Here is a 17,177-nt window from a genome sequence, read left to right as displayed (position 1 = left end):
CGCGTCGCGTGCGAAGCGCCCCGTGGAACATCGAGCGTCACTCCCCCGCCGGCTTGCTGAACCTGTAGAACAGGTTCGGCTCGCTGACCAGGTACAGATTCCCTTCGTTATCCATCGCCACGCCCTCCGCCTGCGGCACGCCGCGGGTCAGGCCGTGCATGCCGCGCAGCAGCGACAGGCTGCTGATGGGCTTGCCGTCGGCGTTGATCTCCAGCACCAGCCGCGACTCGTCGGACAGCGCCAGCAGGTGGCCGCTGCGGTCGTCGTATTGCAGGCTGGAAAGGTCGCGGACGAAGAGCCCGGCGTCGCGCTTGGGGTCGTCCACCACGTGCACCGCGAAGGGTTTGTCCGGGTTGGTGTGGGGGAAGCCGTGGACCTCGTAGATGCGCACCGGGTCGCGCTCCTTGGCCACGAACAGGCGCTGCCCGGCGGGGTCGTAAGCCAGGCCCTCGAAGCCCTTGTTGCCGTTGAGGCCGATGCCCAGGGAGAGCTGCTGCGACTCGCTGGCGTCCAGGCGGGTGGTGTCCTCGTCCAGGCGCACCTTGACCAGGCGTTGCAGGCGCTCGTCGGTGATGACGTAGACGCCCTTGCTGATGTACTCGATGGCCTCCGGATCGCCGAAGCCTTGCAGGTCGATGCGCCGGATGATGTGGCCATCCAGGGACATCTCGATGATCTGCGGGCGCTGGTTGGTGACCGTCAGCAGGCTGTGGCGGTCCGGGTCGTAGGTAAGCGCGGAGACATCGTCGTCCAGCCCCTCGATGGGCCGGGCCTCGACGGTCACCCGGTAGTCCGGCAGCCAGATCGAGCGCTCGCGCCACTCCGAAGCGTGGCGCCATTCTTGCACGATGAACCAGCCGCGCTCGAACAGGCGAAACTCCTGGGCGGCGATGCCGAGCACCAGCAGCACACAGAACAACAGGCCGGAAACCAGCCAACGGGGAGTCAGGAAGGATCGCATCGGGACAAACTCTAGGGTTCAGGGGCGCGCCGAGGATACAAGAGTGCGCCATTGTGATGCCTGAACCGAAACTTAATGCACAGGCCCATGCACCCTCCCGGCCCCCCACCGTTACCAAAGGGGACGAAACATGGCGGCGCCATTGCTACCCGAACGGGTCATGACCACCCTGCACACCATCGCCCTGGCGGTGGAGACCCTCGCCGAGGAGGTGCCGCGCCCGCGCCTGCTCGAAGGCAGCGGCGTCGCCTGCAGCGACCTCGACACCCCCGACAAGCTGATCACCCACGCCCAGGAACTGCGCGTCTTCGCCAACGCCCTGAGCTGCACGCGCAACCCGGCGCTGGGGCTGTCCCTGGGCCTGCGCATGCACGTCTCCGCCTACGGCATCCTCGGCTACACCATGCTCGCCAGCCGCACCCTGCGCGATGCGCTGAACATCGCCCTGGCCAACGCCTCGCTGCTGGGCAGCTACTTCACCCTGGCCCTGGAGGAGGACGGCGCCGAGGCCCGGCTGGTCGCCACCGGCTACCGCTATGCGCCGGAGCTGATGGTGTTCAACAGCGAGCTGTGCCTCACCTCGCTGCTCACGGTGATCCAGGACCTGCTCGGCGAGGCCGTGCGCCCGCGGCGGGTGCGCCTGCCCTACCGCCCGCCGCTGCATGCGGCCGCCTACACGGAGAAGCTCGGCTGCCCGGTGGACTTCGGCGATTCGCGCACAGCGCTCTGCTTCAACGCCGCGCTGCTCGACCGTACCCTGCCCCTGGCCGACCCGGTGACCTGCCACCACGGCCTGCAGCAGTGCCAGAAGCTCGACGCCCAGCTCACCAGCCGCCACGACGTGCTCGACCAGATCCGCGAGCACCTGGCCGGCCACCTCAGCGAAGCCAGCAACCTGGACCGCGTCGCCCGCAGCCTGCACCGCTCCGAACGCACCCTGCGCCGCCACTTGCAGCGCCTCAACACCAGCTACCAGCGCCTGCTGGACGAAGTGCGCTACGACAAGGCCCGCCAGCTGCTGTTGCAGACCGACCTGCCGATCTACCTGATCGCCGAACAGCTCGGCTACGCCGAGACCGCCAGCTTCCGCCACGCCTTCCAGCGCTGGAGCGGCCAGCCGCCGAGCCAGTACCGGCGCTAATCAGGCTCCACATTCGCCGGCACCACCCACTCCAGGCATTCCCGGGCTGCAGCCCGGGCTACGCCTCCTATTGGCGCAATCCAGCGGATTTCCGCATTCGCGAAAACGACTGTCGCGGGGTGCCTTCGCCGGCCGTCATCCCCGCGAACGCGGGGCCCCACTGAAAGAGCCCGGGCCTCCATCCTCCCCACCGGCACCTGCCAGCAAATTGTCCGAAATTATCCCCTTTTGACCGTTTCTATCGTTCTTCGCCCCGCACGCCGCTGACAGAATCAAAGGCGCCAGGGGCCTTTGCGTCATACGAAAAAGCCCAATAAGAACAATCCCTTAGAGCTTGCGATAAGCATGTCCAGTGCGATCAGCATCGACCGTGTCTGCATGGAGTTCGGCGATCCGGGGCAGGGCGTCCGCGCCCTGGACGAGGTTTCCCTGGAGATCCGCGCCAACGAGTTCTTCACCCTCCTCGGCCCTTCCGGCTGCGGCAAGACCACCCTCCTGCGCCTGATCGCCGGGTTCGAACAGCCCAGCGCCGGTGCCATCCGCCTCTACGGCGAGGAGATGCAGGGCCTGCCGCCCTTCCGCCGACCGGTCAACACCGTGTTCCAGAGCTACGCGCTGTTCCCGCACATGACGGTGGCGCAGAACATCGGCTTCGGCCTCGAGATGCAGGGCCGCCCCAAGGCCGAGATCGAGGCCACGGTGCAGCGCATGCTGGAGCTGGTGAAACTGCCGGACGTCGGCCGGCGCCGCGCCGACCAGCTCTCCGGCGGCCAGCAGCAGCGCATCGCCCTGGCCCGTGCCCTGGCCAGCCGGCCCAAGGTGCTGCTGCTGGACGAATCCCTCTCGGCGCTGGACCAGAAGCTGCGCAAGGACATGCAGATCGAGCTCAAGCGCCTGCAGCACGAGACCGGCATCACCTTCATCTTCGTCACCCACGACCAGGAAGAAGCCCTGACCATGTCCGACCGCATCGCGGTGATGCACAAGGGGCGCATCCTCCAGGTCGGCAGCCCGACCGAGATCTACGAAGCGCCGGTGGACCGCACCGTGGCCGACTTCATCGGCGAGACCAACTTCCTCGATGCCGAGGCGCTGGACGCCGGCGTGCGCCTGGCCGATGGCCAGATGCTCGATGCCCCCGGCGAACGCCGTGGCCCGGTGACCCTGGCCATCCGCCCGGAGCGCATCGCCATCGACCTGGACGGCAATCTCGAAGGCGAAGTGGAAACGGTGGTCTACGTCGGCACCGACACCCTCTACCTGCTGCGCGTGGCCGGGCAGAGCGGCTTCCGCGTACGCCGGCAGAACCGCGACGGCGCCGGTGGCTGCCTGGAGGCCGGCACCCGCGTGCGCCTGCAGGTGCCCGCCAGCGCGGTACGGGTACTGCCGCGATGAGCAGCCTGCGCGCCCAGGCCGAGGCCCGCCAGCTGCGTCGGCGCCTGCTGCTGGCCGCGCCGGCCATGCTCACTCTCGGCCTGTTCCTGCTGCTGCCCCTGGGCATCATGCTGCTGGTGTCCTTGCTGCAACCGGGCGACTACGGCGGCGTGAAGTGGGGCGAGTACTCGCTGGAGGCCTACGTCAACTTCCTCTACGAGCGGGACCTGGACGACAGCCTGGTGTTCAACACCGACTACCTGCAGATCTTCCAGCGCTCGTTCTGGCTGTCGGTGATGACCACCGCCGGCTGCCTGCTGATCGGCTTCCCCACCGCGCTCTACCTGGCGCTGCAGAGCGAGCGCAAGCGCAACCTGCTGCTGTTCCTGGTCACGGTGCCCTTCTGGACCAACCTGCTGGTGCGGGTCTACGCGTGGATCCTGCTGCTGCGCAATGGCGGGCTGGTGGACAGCGGCCTGCACGGGCTGGGGCTCACCGACAAGGCGCTGGGCATCCTCTATACCGACGGCGCGGTGATCATCGGCCTGCTCTATACCTTCCTGCCGTTCATGGTGCTGCCCATCTACACCAGCCTGGAGAAACTCGACTGGCGCCTGGTGGAGGCGGCCTTCGACCTGGGCGCCAACCGCTTCCAGGCCCTGAAGCGGATCATCCTGCCGCTGGCGATGCCGGGCGTGATGGCCGGGGTGATCCTGGTATTCATCCCCTCGCTCGGCAACTACATCATTCCCGAGCTGCTGGGGGGCGGTAAGTCGCTGATGATCGGCAACCTCATCCAGCTGCAGTTCGGCGCCTCGCACAACTGGCCGCTGGGCGCGGCGCTGTCCTTCGCCCTGCTCGGCTTCGTGCTGCTGGCGATGCTGCTCTACAGCCTGCGCTTCAAGCCGGGCACCGCCGGAGGCCACCCATGAACCTGCAAGGCCCGCTCTGGCGCTTCACCGGCGTGCGCCCCACCGCCTGGCTGTTCTTCGCCTTCCTCTACGTGCCGATCCTGGTGCTGGTGGCGCTGAGCTTCAACGGCGGCCAGTCGGCGACCATCTGGGAGAGCTTCAGCCTCAAGTGGTACGCGGTGGTCGCCAACGACCCGGAGATCGTCCGCGCGGCGAAGAACTCGCTGCTGGTGGCCACCTTCGCCACCCTGATCGCCACCGCCCTGGCCACCCTCGCGGCCTTGGGCATGCGCGGCCGCGCCTTCCGTGGGCAGACCGCCATGAGCGGCGTGCTCGGCCTGCCGCTGCTGGTGCCGGAGATCGTCACCGCCGTGGCGACGCTGATGTTCTTCGCCTTCGTCGGCCTGAAGCTGTCGCTGTTCACCATCCTCATCGCCCATGTGGTGTTCTGCATCCCCTTCGCCTACCTGCCGATCCGCGCACGGCTGGAGGGCATGGACCCGCGCCTGGCCGAGGCCGCCGCCGATCTCTACGCCTCGCCCTGGAAGGCCTTCTGGAAGATCACCTTCCCGCTGCTGACGCCCGGCATCCTTTCGGGGGCGATGCTCGCCTTCATCATTTCCATGGACGATTTCGTCATCACCTACTTCGTCGCCGGGGCCGGCGCGACCACCCTGCCGGTGTACATCTTCAGCTCCATCAGGATGGGCATATCGCCGAAGATCAACGCGATTTCCTCGATCATCCTGGTGATTTCCATAGCGTTCGTTGCGTTGTCCTACTACATCGGCCAGCGCAAGCGCTGAGCCCAAAGGAGCCCGTCATGACCCGCACCACACCGCTCGCGCTCTCCCTGCTGCTCGCCCTGGGCCTGTCCGGCACCGCCCAGGCGGCCGGCACCCTGCACCTGGCCAACTGGTCGGACTACTTCCCACCGGAGCTGCTGAAGAAGTTCGAGAAGGACACCGGCATCAAGGCCACCCTCGACGCCTACGACAGCAACGAGACGCTGCTGGCCAAGCTCAAGGCCGGTGGCGGCGCCTACGACGTGGTGGTGCCGTCGGACAGCTTCATCCAGATCATGGCCACCGACGGCCTGCTGCAGAAGTTCGACAAGGCCCAGCTGCCGAACCTGAAGAACCTCAAGGCCAACTTCCAGAGCCTCGACTTCGACCCCGGCCACGACTACAGCGTGCCCTACCTGTGGGGCACCACCGGCTACAGCTACGACAGCAAGCAGGTGCCAGGCGGCGCCCTGGAAGAAAGCTGGAAACCCTTCTTCGAGCCGCCGGCCGAACTCAAGGGCAAGGTGGTGGCGCTCAACTCCATCGAAGACCTGTACATCGCCGCGTCCCACTACCTGTCCATCGACCAGTGCACCGAGGACCCGAAGGACGCGAAGAAGATCCAGGACCTGCTGCTGGGCCAGAAGCCCCTGCTGGCCATGTACAACAGCGACGGCACCATCGAGCGCATGGCCGCGGGCGAAGTGGCCATGCACATGCAGTGGAACGGCGCCTACCACCGCGCCCACGCCCAGCGCGACAGCCTGGTGTACGTCTATCCGAAGGAAGGCATCCACCTGTTCATCGACAACTTCGTGATCCCCAAGGACGCGGCCAACGTCGCGGAGGCCCACGCCTTCATCAACTGGATGATGGCGCCGGAGAACATCGCCGCCGCCTCCAACTTCGCCAAGTACAACAACGCCATCGAAGGCTCCGAGAAGTTCATGGAGAAAGAGCTGTTCGACGACCCGGCGATCAACACCCCGCCGGACAAGCTGGACCGCCTGAAGAGCTTCAAGCTCTGCTCGCCCAAGGCCCTGAACCTGCGCAGCAAGGTATGGACCAAGCTGAAGAAATGACCACCATCCGGCCCGTCGCCCGGCGGGCCGGACGACCCCGAGCCAGCAGGCGCGTCGATGGGAGCGATGCGCCGGCGACCCGCGCCCTGCCGCGCCCACCGACAAGAACAAGAGAGTGACCGCCATGCCCCGCATCACCCGCCACAGCGCCATCCCCCGCAGCGGCCGACCACCCGCCAGCTGATACCGGGCCACCCGGCCCGCCCATCGACGCACGACGCGCCCGACGATCCACCCCAGCGCCTGCCCGGCAGGTGCCAGCGAGGTATTCCCATGAGCAAAGCCTTCGACGACTTCACCCACAGCGCCCAGGGCACCCACCTGCGACGCATCCTCGGCCTGCCGGCGCTGGTGTTCTTCGGCCTGGTGTACATGGTGCCGCTGACGGTGTTCACCACCTACGGCGTGGTCACCGAGATGACCGGCGGGCGCACCGCGCTGGCCTATGTCGCCACCCTGGCGGCGATGCTCTTCACCGCCTTCTCCTACAGCTTCATGGTGCGCAAGTACCCGGTGGCCGGGTCCGCGTACTCCTACGCCAGCCTGAGCTTCGGCCCGGCGGTGGGCTTCCTCGCCGGCTGGTCGCTGCTGCTCGATTACCTGTTCCTGCCGATGATCAACTACCTGGTGATCGGCCTGTTCCTCAACATCGCCTTCCCCGCCGTGCCCGCCTGGGCCTTCGTGGTGGCGGCGGTGGCCCTGGTCACCCTGCTCAACCTGCGCGGCATCGGCTCGGTGTCGGGCATGAGCAACGCCATCGTCGGCGCGCAGCTGGTGTTCGTCGTGGTGTTCCTGGCGATGTCGGCGCGCACCCTGGCCGGCGGCGAAGTCGATCTCCTGGCCCCGCTGCTGGGCGACGGCACCCAGCCGGGCCTGGCGCCGCTGATGGCCGGCGCGGCGGTGCTGTGCCTGTCCTTCCTCGGCTTCGACGCGGTGTCCACCCTGGCCGAGGAGGCCCGCGACCCGCGCCGCGACATCCCCCGCGCCATCGTCATGACCACGGTCACCGCCGGCCTGCTGTTCATCCTCCTGGCCCTGGTGGCGCAACTGGTGTTCCCCGGCAGCGCCTTCAGGGACCCGGACGCCGCGGCCACCGAGGTGATGCTCAAGGCCGGCGGCGGCCTGCTGGAGGCCTTCTTCACCGCCGCCTACGTGGCCGGCGCCGCCGGGTCCGCCCTGGCGTCACAGGCCTCGGTGTCGCGCATCCTGTTCAGCATGGGCCGCGACGGCATTCTCCCGCGCCGCCTCTTCGGCCGCCTCTCGCCGCGCTACCGGACGCCGACCCTGTCGATCCTGCTGGTGTCCCTGGTCTCGCTGCTGGCCATCGTCATCGACCTCACCACCCTGGCCTCGATGATCAGCTTCGGCGCCCTGGTGGCCTTCTCCGTGGTCAACCTGGCGGTGATCCGCAGCCACCTGCTGGACGGCCAGCCCCACGGCCTCGGCGACACGCTGCGCTACGGCCTGCTGCCACTGATCGGCTTCGGCCTGATCGCCTGGCTGTGGACCAGCCTCTCGGCGCTGACCCTGGGCATTGGCCTGGCGTGGTTCGCCACGGGCTTGCTCTACCTGTCCTGGCACACCGGCGGCTTCAGGCGGCCGGCACCCCAGGTGCAGTTCTCCGAACACTGATCGAACCGACCCTCCACCCAGCCCGCAAGGAGCCGGACATGCTGACCATCTACAGCGACGACCACCACCTGCACCACGGCAAGCACGAACTCATCGGCGGCCAGTTCACCCCCTGCTTCGAGAAGCCCAGCCGCGCCGACATGGTGCTGGACCGCGCCAAGGCCGTTCAGCTCGGCGCCATCCAGGCGCCACAGGACTTCGGCCTCGCGCCGATCCTGCGGGTGCACGGCGAAGGCTTCGTGCGCTTTCTGCAGAACGCCTGGGCCGACTGGCAGGCCAAGGGCCGCAGCCACGACATGCTGCCCATCGCCTGGCCGACCCGGCGCCTGCGCCAGGTGGAACCCACCGACATCGACGGCCGCCTGGGCTACTACTCCTTCGATGCCGGCGCGCCCATCACCGCCGGCACCTGGCAGGCCATCACCAGCTCGGCCAACGTCGCCCTCAGCGGCCAGGCCGAACTGGCCAGGGGCGCGCGCGGGGTGTTCTCCCTGTGCCGCCCCCCGGGCCACCACGCCGCCGCCGACTACATGGGCGGCTACTGCTACCTGAACAACGCCGCCATCGCCGTGCAGGCGCTGCTGGACAAGGGCGCCCGGCGCGTCGCGGTGCTCGACGTCGACTACCACCACGGCAACGGCACCCAGGACATCTTCTACGACCGCGCCGACGTGCTCTTCACCTCGATCCACGGTGACCCGCGCTTCGAGTACCCCTATTTCCTCGGTTTCGCCGACGAGAAGGGCGTGGGCGCAGGGGCCGGCTTCAACTTCAACTACCCGCTGGCCGAGGGCAGCGACTGGTCGGTGTGGAGCCAGGCCCTGGCCGACGCCTGCCGGCAGATAGCGGCCTTCGCGCCGGATGCGCTGGTGGTCTCGCTGGGTGTGGACACTTTCAAGGAGGACCCCATCTCGCAGTTCAAGCTCGACAGCCCGGACTACCTGCGCATGGGCGAGATCATCGGCCAGCTCGGCCTGCAGACCCTGTTCGTGATGGAGGGGGGTTACGCGGTGGAGGAGATCGGCATCAACGCGATCAACGTGCTGCAGGGGTTCGAGAGCGTGGCGTGAGGTCACCGCGGTTACGGCCCGGATGGCGGGTTTCGTAGGATGGCGTAGAGCGAAGCGAAACCCATCATGTACGGGCACGTCGGGTCGTACCCGGCATGCGCCATCCTCTCTTTCGGAACAGCAAATCCCCCAACTAAAAACGGCCCCGTAATGGGGCCGTTTGTGGAGAGGGGCTGGATCAGTTGACCCGCTCGACGAACTCGACGTCGATCTCGCGGCCCATCAGGTCGCGGTCCACTTCACCGGTGAGCTTGACCTGGGCCTTGTCGTCGATGGCGTGGGGCGGCCAGTCCTCGTCGTCGATCTCGACCTTGATGGTGCCGGTGGCGTCCTTGAATTCGTAGATATCGCCCTTGATGCGCTTGACGATCTGGCCCTGCAGCACCACGGCGGCGTCGTCGGCGGCCTCCATGGCGGCGGCCACGGTGGTGACCTGGGGCGTGGAGCCGGGGCCGGTGTAGCTGGAGGCCAGGGCGGCGGTGGAGAACAGCGGGGCGAGGAGCAGGGCGAGGTACTTGGTGTTCATGGGCTTGATCCCGTTCGATGTGGTTGACGGGATCAGGCTAGGGCCGCGCGCTGAAGCGAGGCTTAAAAGCGCCTTAAGCGAAGCTGAATCGCGTCAGCCACGCTCGGGGCCATCGATGTCGTCGGACTTGCGGAATACATAGAAGAGGTTGGGCTCGCTGACCATGTAGATGTCGCCGCGCTCGTCCATGGCCACGCCTTCGGCACGGGGGATGCGCTTGGCCAGGCCATTGAGCCCGCCCAGCAGGCTGATGAAGCTCACCGGCTCGCCGGTCTCGTCCAGCTCCAGCAGCAGGTTCGATTGCGCGGAGAGCACCAGCAGGTGGCCGGTGCGCGGGTCGACGCTGAGGGCCGACAGGTTGCGCATGCCCAGTCCGTAGCCCGGCAGCGGGCGCAGGGCGCCTTCCAGGTGGCGGCTGCCGTCGCTGGCCAGGCTGAACATCTCCGGCGTGCGCTCCTTGCCCAGCAGCAGGCGGCCCTGGGCGGGGTCCCAGGCGATGCCCTCGAAGCCCTTGTTGCCGGAATCCGGGAAGCCCAGGTCGAACTCGTCGCCCTGGCTCACGTCCAGCTCGCGGGTCAGCGGGTCGAGGCGGAAGATCGACAGGCTGCGGCGGCGCTCGTCGGTGACCGCGACGTTGCCGTTTTCCAGCACCGCCACGCCCTCGGGGTTGGAGAAGCCCTTGAGCGGAATGCGTCGCAGCACGTCGCCGTCGCGGGTCAGCTCCACCAGTTGCGGCACCTTGCCGGTGACGGTGAACAGGGTGCCGGTGACCGGGTTGTAGGCGAGATCGGAGGTCTCGTCGTTCTCGAGGCCCGCCAGGGGCTTGCCCTGCAGCACCGCCTTGTAGCCCGGCAGCCAGATACTGGCGGCACGCTCGCCCTTGCTCAGGTTGCGTTCGCTGAGCCAGAGGGAGGCGCGGTCATCGAGGTGCAGGTAGCGGATGGAGGCGACGCAGGCCGCGAACAGCACCAGAAGGGTGCAGGTGCGGAAATTGGGGCGGGGAAAGGACATGGCCATTGGCTACGGCTTCGGCTGGTGGCAGTCAGATCGCCTGCCACCGCCGAAGTTCCCTGGCGCCCCTCAGATGACGCCGCTGTCGAACGAGGAGTGGCCGACCAGTTCCAGGGTCAGGGCGTCGCCCTTGCTCAGCGGACCGACGCCGACGGGGGTGCCGGTCAGCACCACGTCGCCCGGCTGCAGGCTGAAGTGCTGGCTGATGGCCTGGAGCAGCGGCAGCACCGGGTTGAGCATGTCGCGGCTGTTGCCGTCCTGGCGCACGTCGCCGTTGATGGTCAGGCGGATGCCGATGTCGTCGAGCGCCTCGATGGCATCGCCCGGCACGAAGGGCGCCAGCACGCAGGCGCCGTCGAAGGCCTTGGCGACTTCCCAGGGCCAGCCCTTCTCTTTCAGCTTGGCCTGCACGTCGCGCAGGGTCAGGTCCAGGGCCGGGGCGAAACCGGAAATGGCATCGCGGGCCTCTTCCAGGCTGGGGTTGCGCGACAGCGGCTTGCCGATCAGCACGGCAATCTCCGCTTCGTAGTGCACCACGCCGCGGTCCTCGGGAATGGAGAAACCGCCCTCGATGGCCACCACACTGGACGCCGGCTTGATGAACAGCAGTGGCTCGGTGGGCACCGGGTTGTTCAGTTCCCTGGCGTGCTCGGCGTAGTTGCGGCCGATGCACACGACCTTGCCGAGGGGGAAGTGGATGCGGGTGCCGTCGACGTACTGGTGCTGATAGCTCATTTACCGACTCCTTGAAAAATTCGGGCTTGAGAGCGTCACGAGCGAAGGTCAGGCAAGGCGAAAACAGGTGAGGAAGCGGAGTTTACGAGCCGTAAATGAGCAGTCCGAACCTGTTTTCAACGCAGCATGGCCGAGCGCAGTAGCTCTCAGTTGAAGATTTTGCCGGGGTTCATGATCCCGTTGGGATCAAACACCGCCTTGATGGCCTTCATCACGGCGATCTCGGGCTCCGAGCGGCTGTAGGTGAGGTAGTCACGCTTGGTCATGCCCACGCCGTGTTCGGCGGAGATCGAGCCGTTGTACTTCTGCACGGTCTCGAACACCCACTTGTTGACGGTCGCGCACTTGGCGAAAAACTCGTCCTTGGACAGGGCGTCCGGCTTGAGGATGTTCAGGTGCAGGTTGCCGTCGCCGATATGGCCGAACCAGACCACTTCGAAGTCCGGGTAGTTGGCTTCGACGATGGTGTCGATGTCCTTGAGGAAGGCCGGCACCTTGGAAACGGTCACCGAGATGTCGTTCTTGTAGGGCGTCCAGTGGGAGATGGTCTCGGAGATGTACTCGCGCAGCTTCCACAGGTTCTGCAGCTGTTGCTCGCTCTGGCTCATCACGCCGTCCAGCACCCAGCCCTGCTCGACGCAATGCTCGAAGGTGGCCAGGGCGTCGTTGGCCACCTCCTCGGTGGTGGCCTCGAACTCCAGCAGCGCATAGAAGGGGCATTCGGTCTCGAAGGCCGCCGGCACGTCGCCACGGGCCATGATCTTGGCCAGGGCCTTGTCGGAGAAGAATTCGAAGGCGGTGAGGTCGAGCTTGCTCTGGAACGCGTGCAGCACCGGCATGATCGAGTCGAAGTCCGGAGTACCGAGGACCATCGCGGTGAGGTTCTTCGGCGCACGATCCAGGCGCATGGTGGCCTCGACCACGAAGCCCAGGGTGCCTTCGGCGCCGATGAACAGCTGGCGCAAGTCATAGCCGGTGGCGTTCTTGATCAGGTCCTTGTTCAGCTCCAGCAGCTCGCCGGTGCCGGTGACGACCTTGAGGCCGGCGACCCAGTTACGGGTCATGCCGTAGCGAATGACCTTGATCCCGCCGGCATTGGTGCCGATGTTGCCGCCAATCTGGCTGGAACCGGCAGACGCGAAGTCCACCGGGTAGTACAGGCCCTTGTCCTCGGCGAAGTTCTGCAGCTGCTCGGTGACGACACCCGGCTGGCACACGGCGGTGCGGTCGAATTCGTTGAATTCGAGGATCTGGTTCATGTAGTCGAACGCCACGACCACCTCGCCATGGGCGGCGACGGCGGCGGCGGAAAGGCCGGTGCGGCCGCCCGACGGCACCAGGGCGACCTTGTGCTGGTTGGCCCAGCGGACGATGGCCTGCACCTGCTCGATGGTCTTGGGGAAGACGATGGCGGTGGGCGCCGGGGCGAAATGCTTGGTCCAGTCCTTGCCATAGGTGTTCAGGGAATCGGCGTCGGTCAGCACCTTGCCAGGCTCAACCAGGGTCTTCAGCTCTTCGATCAGGGCAACGTTGGTCATCAAGGGAACTCTCGAATCATTCATGGTCGCCCTGAGAACGTTTCAGGTCGCAACCGAGCAAGGAAAAAGGAGAACATGCTAGCATACGCACCCCGTGAATCATGCCTCACAGGCCTTTTCCGGGGTAGCTGCCGCACAGCCTTCTGAACTTTTCTACCGGGACAAATAGGTACGCAGATGAGCAAGACCTCCCTCGACAAGAGCAAGATCAAGTTCCTTCTCCTCGAAGGCGTCCACCAGAACGCCGTGGACACCCTGAAGGCCGCCGGCTACAGCAACATCGAGTACCTCAAGGGCGCGCTCTCCGATGACGAGCTGAAGGAAAAGATCGCCGATGCCCACTTCATCGGCATCCGCTCCCGCACCCAGCTGACCGAGGAAGTGTTCGACTGCGCCAAGAAGCTGATCGCCGTGGGCTGCTTCTGCATCGGTACCAACCAGGTCGACCTGAACGCCGCCCGCGAACGCGGCATCGCCGTGTTCAACGCCCCCTATTCCAACACCCGCTCGGTCGCCGAGCTGGTCCTGGCCGAAGCCATCCTGCTGCTGCGCGGCATCCCGGAGAAGAACGCCTCCTGCCACCGTGGCGGCTGGATCAAGTCGGCGGCCAACTCCTTCGAGATCCGCGGCAAGAAGCTCGGCATCGTCGGCTACGGCTCCATCGGCACCCAGCTCTCGGTACTGGCCGAGGCCCTGGGCATGCAGGTGTTCTTCTACGACACCCTGACCAAGCTGCCGCTGGGCAACGCCACGCAGATCGGCGACCTGCACGAGCTGCTGGGCATGAGCGACATCGTCTCCCTGCACGTTCCCGAGCTGCCCTCCACCCAGTGGATGATCGGCGAGAAGGAAATCCGCGCCATCAAGAAGGGCGGCATCCTGATCAACGCCGCGCGCGGCACCGTGGTCGAGCTGGACCACCTGGCCGCCGCCATCAAGGACGAGCACCTGATCGGCGCCGCCATCGACGTGTTCCCGGTCGAGCCCAAGTCCAACGACGAGGAGTTCGAAAGCCCGCTGCGTGGCCTGGATCGCGTGATCCTCACCCCGCACATCGGCGGCTCCACCGCCGAGGCCCAGGCCAACATCGGCCTGGAAGTGGCCGAGAAGCTGGTCAAGTACAGCGACAACGGCACCTCCGTGTCCTCGGTCAACTTCCCCGAAGTGGCCCTGCCGTCGCACCCCGGCAAGCACCGCCTGCTGCACATCCACGCCAACGTTCCCGGCGTGATGAGCGAGATCAACAAGGTGTTCGCCGACAATGGCATCAACATCTCCGGCCAGTACCTGCAGACCAACGCCAAGGTCGGCTACGTGGTGATCGACGTCGACGCCGAGTACTCGGACCTGGCGCTGGAGAAACTGCAGCACGTCAACGGCACCATCCGCAGCCGCGTCCTGTTCTGACCCTCAGGGCTGCTGCGCGTCGGCGATACGGCGTTGGGAACGGTCTCGAAGTGCTCATTCACAGAGGTGAACTCCGCGCTTCTCGGCCATTCCCGCCTTGTCTCGCTCTAGCTCGCGAGCCCTGACGACGGAGCTGGGCATTGAAAAGGGAGGCTTTGGCCTCCCTTTTTCATGCTTGGGATTTCAGGTTCATCTGAACGATTCGATCTGAGGTTCCTGCCTCGCGCGTCGGCGAATACGGCGTTGGGAACGGCCTCGAAGTGCTCATTCACAGATGTGAACTCCGCGCTTCTCGGCCATTCCCGCCTTGTCTCGCTCTAGCTCGCGAGCCCTGACGAGCGCGCTGGGTAAATAAAAAGGGGAGACCTCGGTCTCCCCTTTTTCACACCTGCGATTGGCGATTGGCGCTGCGTCTCGTGTCGCAGGGTGTGCCGCGCGCACCGCCGCACGGTGCTCGACAGAGCTGGACAATGAAAAGGGAGGCCTCGGCCTCCCTTTTCATGCCCGCGATTTCACGTTCATTTCACGGTGACGGTGATCTTCTCGGAGATGACCGGCGGGTCCAGCGGTACGTGGTTCTTGTCACCCACCAGCAGCTGCAGGGTGTGCTTGCCCGGCGGCAGGGTGATCTGGGTTTCGGTCTGGCCCTTGCCGAAGTGTTTCAGGTTGTCGGTCATCGGCAGCGGCATGTTCATCGCCGGTTCCTTGTCGACATCGATCAGCAGGTGGTGGTGGCCCGTGGCGGGCGAATCGACCCCGGCCGGGGCGACGCCCATGCCCTGCAAACCGAACTTGACGCTGAACGTCTTGTCCACAGTGGCGCCGTCGGCGGGCTCGATGAAATAGACCTTCGCGCCTTCGGGCGCCGGTGTGCGCGGCATCTCGGCGAACGTCGCGGTGGAAACCACCGCCAGCAGGGCCGCAAGGCCCAGGGGAGCGAACGCAAGCTTCATGACTGACTCCTTGTTGGTAAGCAACACACTGACCCTTCGCGGCGGCGGAGGTTCACCTGCAGCCTAGCCGGCAATGGCTACGCTGAAACTGACCAGCCCGGGTCACCCATCGAGAAGAACCAGAGGTTTACCTGAAAATGCGCCTGTTGCACTGCCTGCTCGCCCTGCTCCCCCTGGTCGTCGCGCCCCTGGCCCGCGCCGACCTGATCGACGACGTCTGGGAGCGCGGCAGCCTGCGAATCGCCCTGGTGGAGGACGCGCCGCCCTACAGCTTCCGCCAGGAAGACAAGCTGACCGGCTACGAGGTCGAACTGGGCCACGCCCTGGCCGACGAACTCAACGTCAAGGCGGACTTCATCCCCGTGCCCCGGGACAAGCTGCTCGATGGCCTGCGCAGCGGCAACGTCGACATCGTGCTGAGCCGCGAGGCCCAGGCCGCACGCGAGGACCAGCAACTGGACTTCAGCGAACCCTATGGCAAGGGCGGCGGCCGGCAGCTCGCCGGCGGCGCCGATGCAGGCGGCCTGACCCAGTCCCTGGCGCCGGGCAAGCCCACCGCGCAGCCAGCCGAAAAGAGCGAAGAGGAACAGGCGATCCCCTTCCGCAAGGACAACCCGGCCTTCCGCAGCGCCCTGAACAACGCCCTGAGCAAGCTCAAGAGCAGCGGCCGTCTCGACGAACTCTCGCGCAAATGGCTGGAAGGCCAGGCGCCCACGACCGAAGCAGGCGCCCCGACGGAGCAGCCGGCACCGCCGCCGGCGTCGCAACCCCAGCCGCCAGGGGATTCCGAGCAGTACTAGCCCGGCGCGCCCTCCAGCGTGGCCAGGTAGCGGGCGGCGGCGTCCAGCTGCGTCTCGTTGAACACCCGCACGCCCTCGGCACGCAGCAGCGCGGCCGTCACCCCCTCTCCCGGCACGCGGGTGCCGCTGAAGGTGCCGTCATAGGCCTCCTCGTTGCCGCAGGAAGGGCTGCGCGCCTTGAGCACCGCGACGCCGATGCCGTGGCGGCGCACCAGCTCCAGGGCGATGCGCGCCCCGGCGACGAACTCGGCGGTGACGTCCTCGCCGCCATCGGTCAGCACCGGCACCCGCCCCTCCAGCACCTGCGCCCCCTGCCCGCCGGGCACCTCGGCCGGCGCGCGGGGCGTCGGCAGGCCGCCGGCGACTTCCGGGCACACCGGCACGATGCGCCCCTCGTCCTGCCAGCGCTGCAGCAAATCGAAGGGCCCGTGGGCGCCGCCGTCATATCGCACCCGCTGCCCCAGCAGGCAGCGGCTGACCAGAATCTTCTGCATGAAATCACTCCTCGAAGGGCGCCAGCCTAGCGCGCCACGCCGCGACGGTCACCGCACGTAACACCCACCGGCTGCGCGGGCCGGCGCCAGCCTTTGGCTGGCCCATCCTTAGGCGGGAAGCGCCAGCGGGCACTGGCGCAGCGGCGGGGGCCTCACCAGACTGCGCCGGCCAACCCGCGAAGGACAGCCGTCATGCCCATAACAAGAACGATCCTGCACCCGCTCCTCGCCTGCTCCGCCCTGCTGTTCTGCACCACCGGCCAGGCCGCCATGGAATCCCTCGACAACCAGCAGATGGCCGACGTCACCGGCCAGGCCGGGATCAGCATCCGCCTGGACGTGATGGCACGCATCGACAAGCTGAGCTGGACGGACAGCGGCAACAGCGCCTCGCTGCGCAACATCCGCATCGACAACGGCTGCGACAGCCCCAGCGCCTGCCCCAATGGCGCCGGCGGCAGCTTCGCCCTGGGGCCGGCGCAGCTCGGCCTGACCCTGCCGATCTTCGGCGTCAACCAGCCGACCCTGATGATCGACGTGGTCAAGAACGCCAGCGGCAAGGACCAACTGGTGCTCACCCTGCCGGACCTGACCACCATCAACGACCAGCTGCTCCAGTCGGGCCTGCCCGCCCAGCGCATCCGCATGCGGGTCGGCGCCGACATGTACGTGGGCGACAGCAGCCTGGGCAATATCGAGATCCGCGACATCGTCGACCTGCGCGGCACCATCAAGGTCTGGGGCCACTGAGCCCCGT

The 17,177-nt window shown here is 66.7% G+C and carries 17 protein-coding genes; 10 read left to right on the top strand and 7 right to left on the bottom strand.

Annotated features, from left to right (window positions below; translation table 11 throughout):
* Positions 1-37: 37 nt before the first annotated feature.
* Positions 38-961, bottom strand: a complete 924-nt coding sequence (locus PHLH3_RS01700) for an SdiA-regulated domain-containing protein (protein ID WP_213627836.1) — start codon at positions 959-961, stop codon at positions 38-40.
* A gap of 160 nt (positions 962-1,121) precedes the next feature.
* Here PHLH3_RS01700 and PHLH3_RS01695 point away from each other — a divergent pair, with 160 nt between their 5' ends.
* The 7 genes from PHLH3_RS01695 (at position 1,122) to PHLH3_RS01665 (ending at position 8,956) form a co-directional block, all read left to right on the top strand.
* Positions 1,122-2,102, top strand: a complete 981-nt coding sequence (locus PHLH3_RS01695; protein ID WP_244862967.1) for an AraC family transcriptional regulator — start codon at positions 1,122-1,124, stop codon at positions 2,100-2,102.
* A 345-nt stretch (positions 2,103-2,447) separates the two neighbouring features.
* Entirely contained in the window at positions 2,448-3,497 is a 1,050-nt protein-coding gene (locus PHLH3_RS01690; protein WP_213627832.1) for an ABC transporter ATP-binding protein, read from the top strand.
* On the top strand, positions 3,494-4,408 hold the full coding sequence (locus tag PHLH3_RS01685) for an ABC transporter permease (protein WP_213627830.1): 915 nt from the start codon (positions 3,494-3,496) through the stop codon (positions 4,406-4,408). Before PHLH3_RS01690 ends, PHLH3_RS01685 begins: the two co-directional genes overlap by 4 nt.
* Complete coding sequence (locus tag PHLH3_RS01680) at positions 4,405-5,193, top strand: ABC transporter permease (protein ID WP_213627828.1); 789 nt, start codon at positions 4,405-4,407, stop codon at positions 5,191-5,193. Before PHLH3_RS01685 ends, PHLH3_RS01680 begins: the two co-directional genes overlap by 4 nt.
* Positions 5,194-5,210: 17 nt before the next feature.
* Positions 5,211-6,254 (top strand): extracellular solute-binding protein, encoded by a 1,044-nt coding sequence (locus tag PHLH3_RS01675; protein WP_213627826.1) that lies wholly within the window; start codon positions 5,211-5,213, stop codon positions 6,252-6,254.
* Positions 6,255-6,527: 273 nt separating this feature from the next.
* A complete protein-coding gene (locus PHLH3_RS01670) occupies positions 6,528-7,886 on the top strand; it encodes an APC family permease (RefSeq protein ID WP_213627824.1) in 1,359 nt (452 codons plus the stop codon).
* Between the two features lie 38 nt (positions 7,887-7,924).
* On the top strand, positions 7,925-8,956 hold the full coding sequence (locus PHLH3_RS01665) for a histone deacetylase family protein (protein ID WP_213627822.1): 1,032 nt from the start codon (positions 7,925-7,927) through the stop codon (positions 8,954-8,956).
* A 178-nt stretch (positions 8,957-9,134) separates the two neighbouring features.
* Here PHLH3_RS01665 and PHLH3_RS01660 read toward each other — a convergent pair whose 3' ends face one another.
* The 4 genes from PHLH3_RS01660 to PHLH3_RS01645 all read right to left on the bottom strand — a co-directional run bounded on the left by PHLH3_RS01660 (position 9,135) and on the right by PHLH3_RS01645 (position 12,766).
* Entirely contained in the window at positions 9,135-9,482 is a 348-nt protein-coding gene (locus PHLH3_RS01660; RefSeq protein ID WP_213627820.1) for a NirD/YgiW/YdeI family stress tolerance protein, read from the bottom strand.
* A gap of 93 nt (positions 9,483-9,575) precedes the next feature.
* A complete protein-coding gene (locus tag PHLH3_RS01655; RefSeq protein WP_173175217.1) occupies positions 9,576-10,493 on the bottom strand; it encodes an SdiA-regulated domain-containing protein in 918 nt (305 codons plus the stop codon).
* 69 nt (positions 10,494-10,562) lie between these two features.
* Positions 10,563-11,228 carry a fumarylacetoacetate hydrolase family protein gene (locus tag PHLH3_RS01650; RefSeq protein WP_213627818.1) on the bottom strand — a complete coding sequence of 222 codons (666 nt, stop codon included), beginning with the start codon at positions 11,226-11,228 and terminating at the stop codon, positions 10,563-10,565.
* A 146-nt stretch (positions 11,229-11,374) separates the two neighbouring features.
* Positions 11,375-12,766 carry an FAD-binding oxidoreductase gene (locus PHLH3_RS01645; protein ID WP_213627816.1) on the bottom strand — a complete coding sequence of 464 codons (1,392 nt, stop codon included), beginning with the start codon at positions 12,764-12,766 and terminating at the stop codon, positions 11,375-11,377.
* Positions 12,767-12,943: 177 nt separating this feature from the next.
* Here PHLH3_RS01645 and serA point away from each other — a divergent pair, with 177 nt between their 5' ends.
* Positions 12,944-14,173 (top strand): phosphoglycerate dehydrogenase, encoded by a 1,230-nt coding sequence (gene serA, locus PHLH3_RS01640; protein ID WP_111263505.1) that lies wholly within the window; start codon positions 12,944-12,946, stop codon positions 14,171-14,173.
* Between the two features lie 518 nt (positions 14,174-14,691).
* Here serA and PHLH3_RS01635 read toward each other — a convergent pair.
* Positions 14,692-15,126 carry a DUF4399 domain-containing protein gene (locus tag PHLH3_RS01635; protein ID WP_173175223.1) on the bottom strand — a complete coding sequence of 145 codons (435 nt, stop codon included), beginning with the start codon at positions 15,124-15,126 and terminating at the stop codon, positions 14,692-14,694.
* A gap of 137 nt (positions 15,127-15,263) precedes the next feature.
* Between PHLH3_RS01635 and PHLH3_RS01630 the strand changes: the two genes are divergently transcribed.
* Positions 15,264-15,926, top strand: a complete 663-nt coding sequence (locus tag PHLH3_RS01630; protein ID WP_213627813.1) for a transporter substrate-binding domain-containing protein — start codon at positions 15,264-15,266, stop codon at positions 15,924-15,926.
* On the opposite strand, the gene PHLH3_RS01625 is transcribed toward PHLH3_RS01630, so the two are convergent.
* A complete protein-coding gene (locus PHLH3_RS01625) occupies positions 15,923-16,420 on the bottom strand; it encodes a DUF523 domain-containing protein (RefSeq protein WP_213627811.1) in 498 nt (165 codons plus the stop codon). The two genes, PHLH3_RS01630 and PHLH3_RS01625, sit on opposite strands and share 4 nt — an antisense overlap.
* Before the next feature lie 192 nt (positions 16,421-16,612).
* On the opposite strand from PHLH3_RS01625, the gene PHLH3_RS01620 reads away from it, so the two are divergent.
* Positions 16,613-17,170: a DUF6160 family protein gene (locus PHLH3_RS01620; protein WP_213627809.1), complete on the top strand. Its 558-nt coding sequence runs from the start codon at positions 16,613-16,615 to the stop codon at positions 17,168-17,170.
* The last annotated feature ends 7 nt before the right edge of the window (positions 17,171-17,177 follow it).

This window comes from Pseudomonas sp. Pc102 (genome assembly GCF_018408275.1).
GTDB lineage: Bacteria > Pseudomonadota > Gammaproteobacteria > Pseudomonadales > Pseudomonadaceae > Metapseudomonas > Metapseudomonas tohonis.
The sequence above is the reverse complement of the archived record's forward strand: the minus strand, read 5'-3'. Positions and strand labels throughout refer to the sequence as shown.

Bases quoted from the DNA above. Each gene is read 5' to 3' on its own strand.
- PHLH3_RS01620 (WP_213627809.1), top strand. From the start codon at position 16,613: ATGCCCATAACAAGAACGATCCTGCACCCGCTCCTCGCCTGCTCCGCC.
- PHLH3_RS01645 (WP_213627816.1), bottom strand. From the start codon at position 12,766: ATGACCAACGTTGCCCTGATCGAAGAGCTGAAGACCCTGGTTGAGCCT.
- PHLH3_RS01700 (WP_213627836.1), bottom strand. From the start codon at position 961: ATGCGATCCTTCCTGACTCCCCGTTGGCTGGTTTCCGGCCTGTTGTTC.
- PHLH3_RS01685 (WP_213627830.1), top strand. From the start codon at position 3,494: ATGAGCAGCCTGCGCGCCCAGGCCGAGGCCCGCCAGCTGCGTCGGCGC.
- PHLH3_RS01660 (WP_213627820.1), bottom strand. From the start codon at position 9,482: ATGAACACCAAGTACCTCGCCCTGCTCCTCGCCCCGCTGTTCTCCACC.
- PHLH3_RS01665 (WP_213627822.1), top strand. From the start codon at position 7,925: ATGCTGACCATCTACAGCGACGACCACCACCTGCACCACGGCAAGCAC.
- PHLH3_RS01655 (WP_173175217.1), bottom strand. From the start codon at position 10,493: ATGTCCTTTCCCCGCCCCAATTTCCGCACCTGCACCCTTCTGGTGCTG.
- PHLH3_RS01695 (WP_244862967.1), top strand. From the start codon at position 1,122: ATGACCACCCTGCACACCATCGCCCTGGCGGTGGAGACCCTCGCCGAG.
- PHLH3_RS01670 (WP_213627824.1), top strand. From the start codon at position 6,528: ATGAGCAAAGCCTTCGACGACTTCACCCACAGCGCCCAGGGCACCCAC.
- PHLH3_RS01680 (WP_213627828.1), top strand. From the start codon at position 4,405: ATGAACCTGCAAGGCCCGCTCTGGCGCTTCACCGGCGTGCGCCCCACC.
- PHLH3_RS01635 (WP_173175223.1), bottom strand. From the start codon at position 15,126: ATGAAGCTTGCGTTCGCTCCCCTGGGCCTTGCGGCCCTGCTGGCGGTG.
- PHLH3_RS01690 (WP_213627832.1), top strand. From the start codon at position 2,448: ATGTCCAGTGCGATCAGCATCGACCGTGTCTGCATGGAGTTCGGCGAT.
- PHLH3_RS01625 (WP_213627811.1), bottom strand. From the start codon at position 16,420: ATGCAGAAGATTCTGGTCAGCCGCTGCCTGCTGGGGCAGCGGGTGCGA.
- serA (WP_111263505.1), top strand. From the start codon at position 12,944: ATGAGCAAGACCTCCCTCGACAAGAGCAAGATCAAGTTCCTTCTCCTC.
- PHLH3_RS01675 (WP_213627826.1), top strand. From the start codon at position 5,211: ATGACCCGCACCACACCGCTCGCGCTCTCCCTGCTGCTCGCCCTGGGC.
- PHLH3_RS01650 (WP_213627818.1), bottom strand. From the start codon at position 11,228: ATGAGCTATCAGCACCAGTACGTCGACGGCACCCGCATCCACTTCCCC.
- PHLH3_RS01630 (WP_213627813.1), top strand. From the start codon at position 15,264: ATGCGCCTGTTGCACTGCCTGCTCGCCCTGCTCCCCCTGGTCGTCGCG.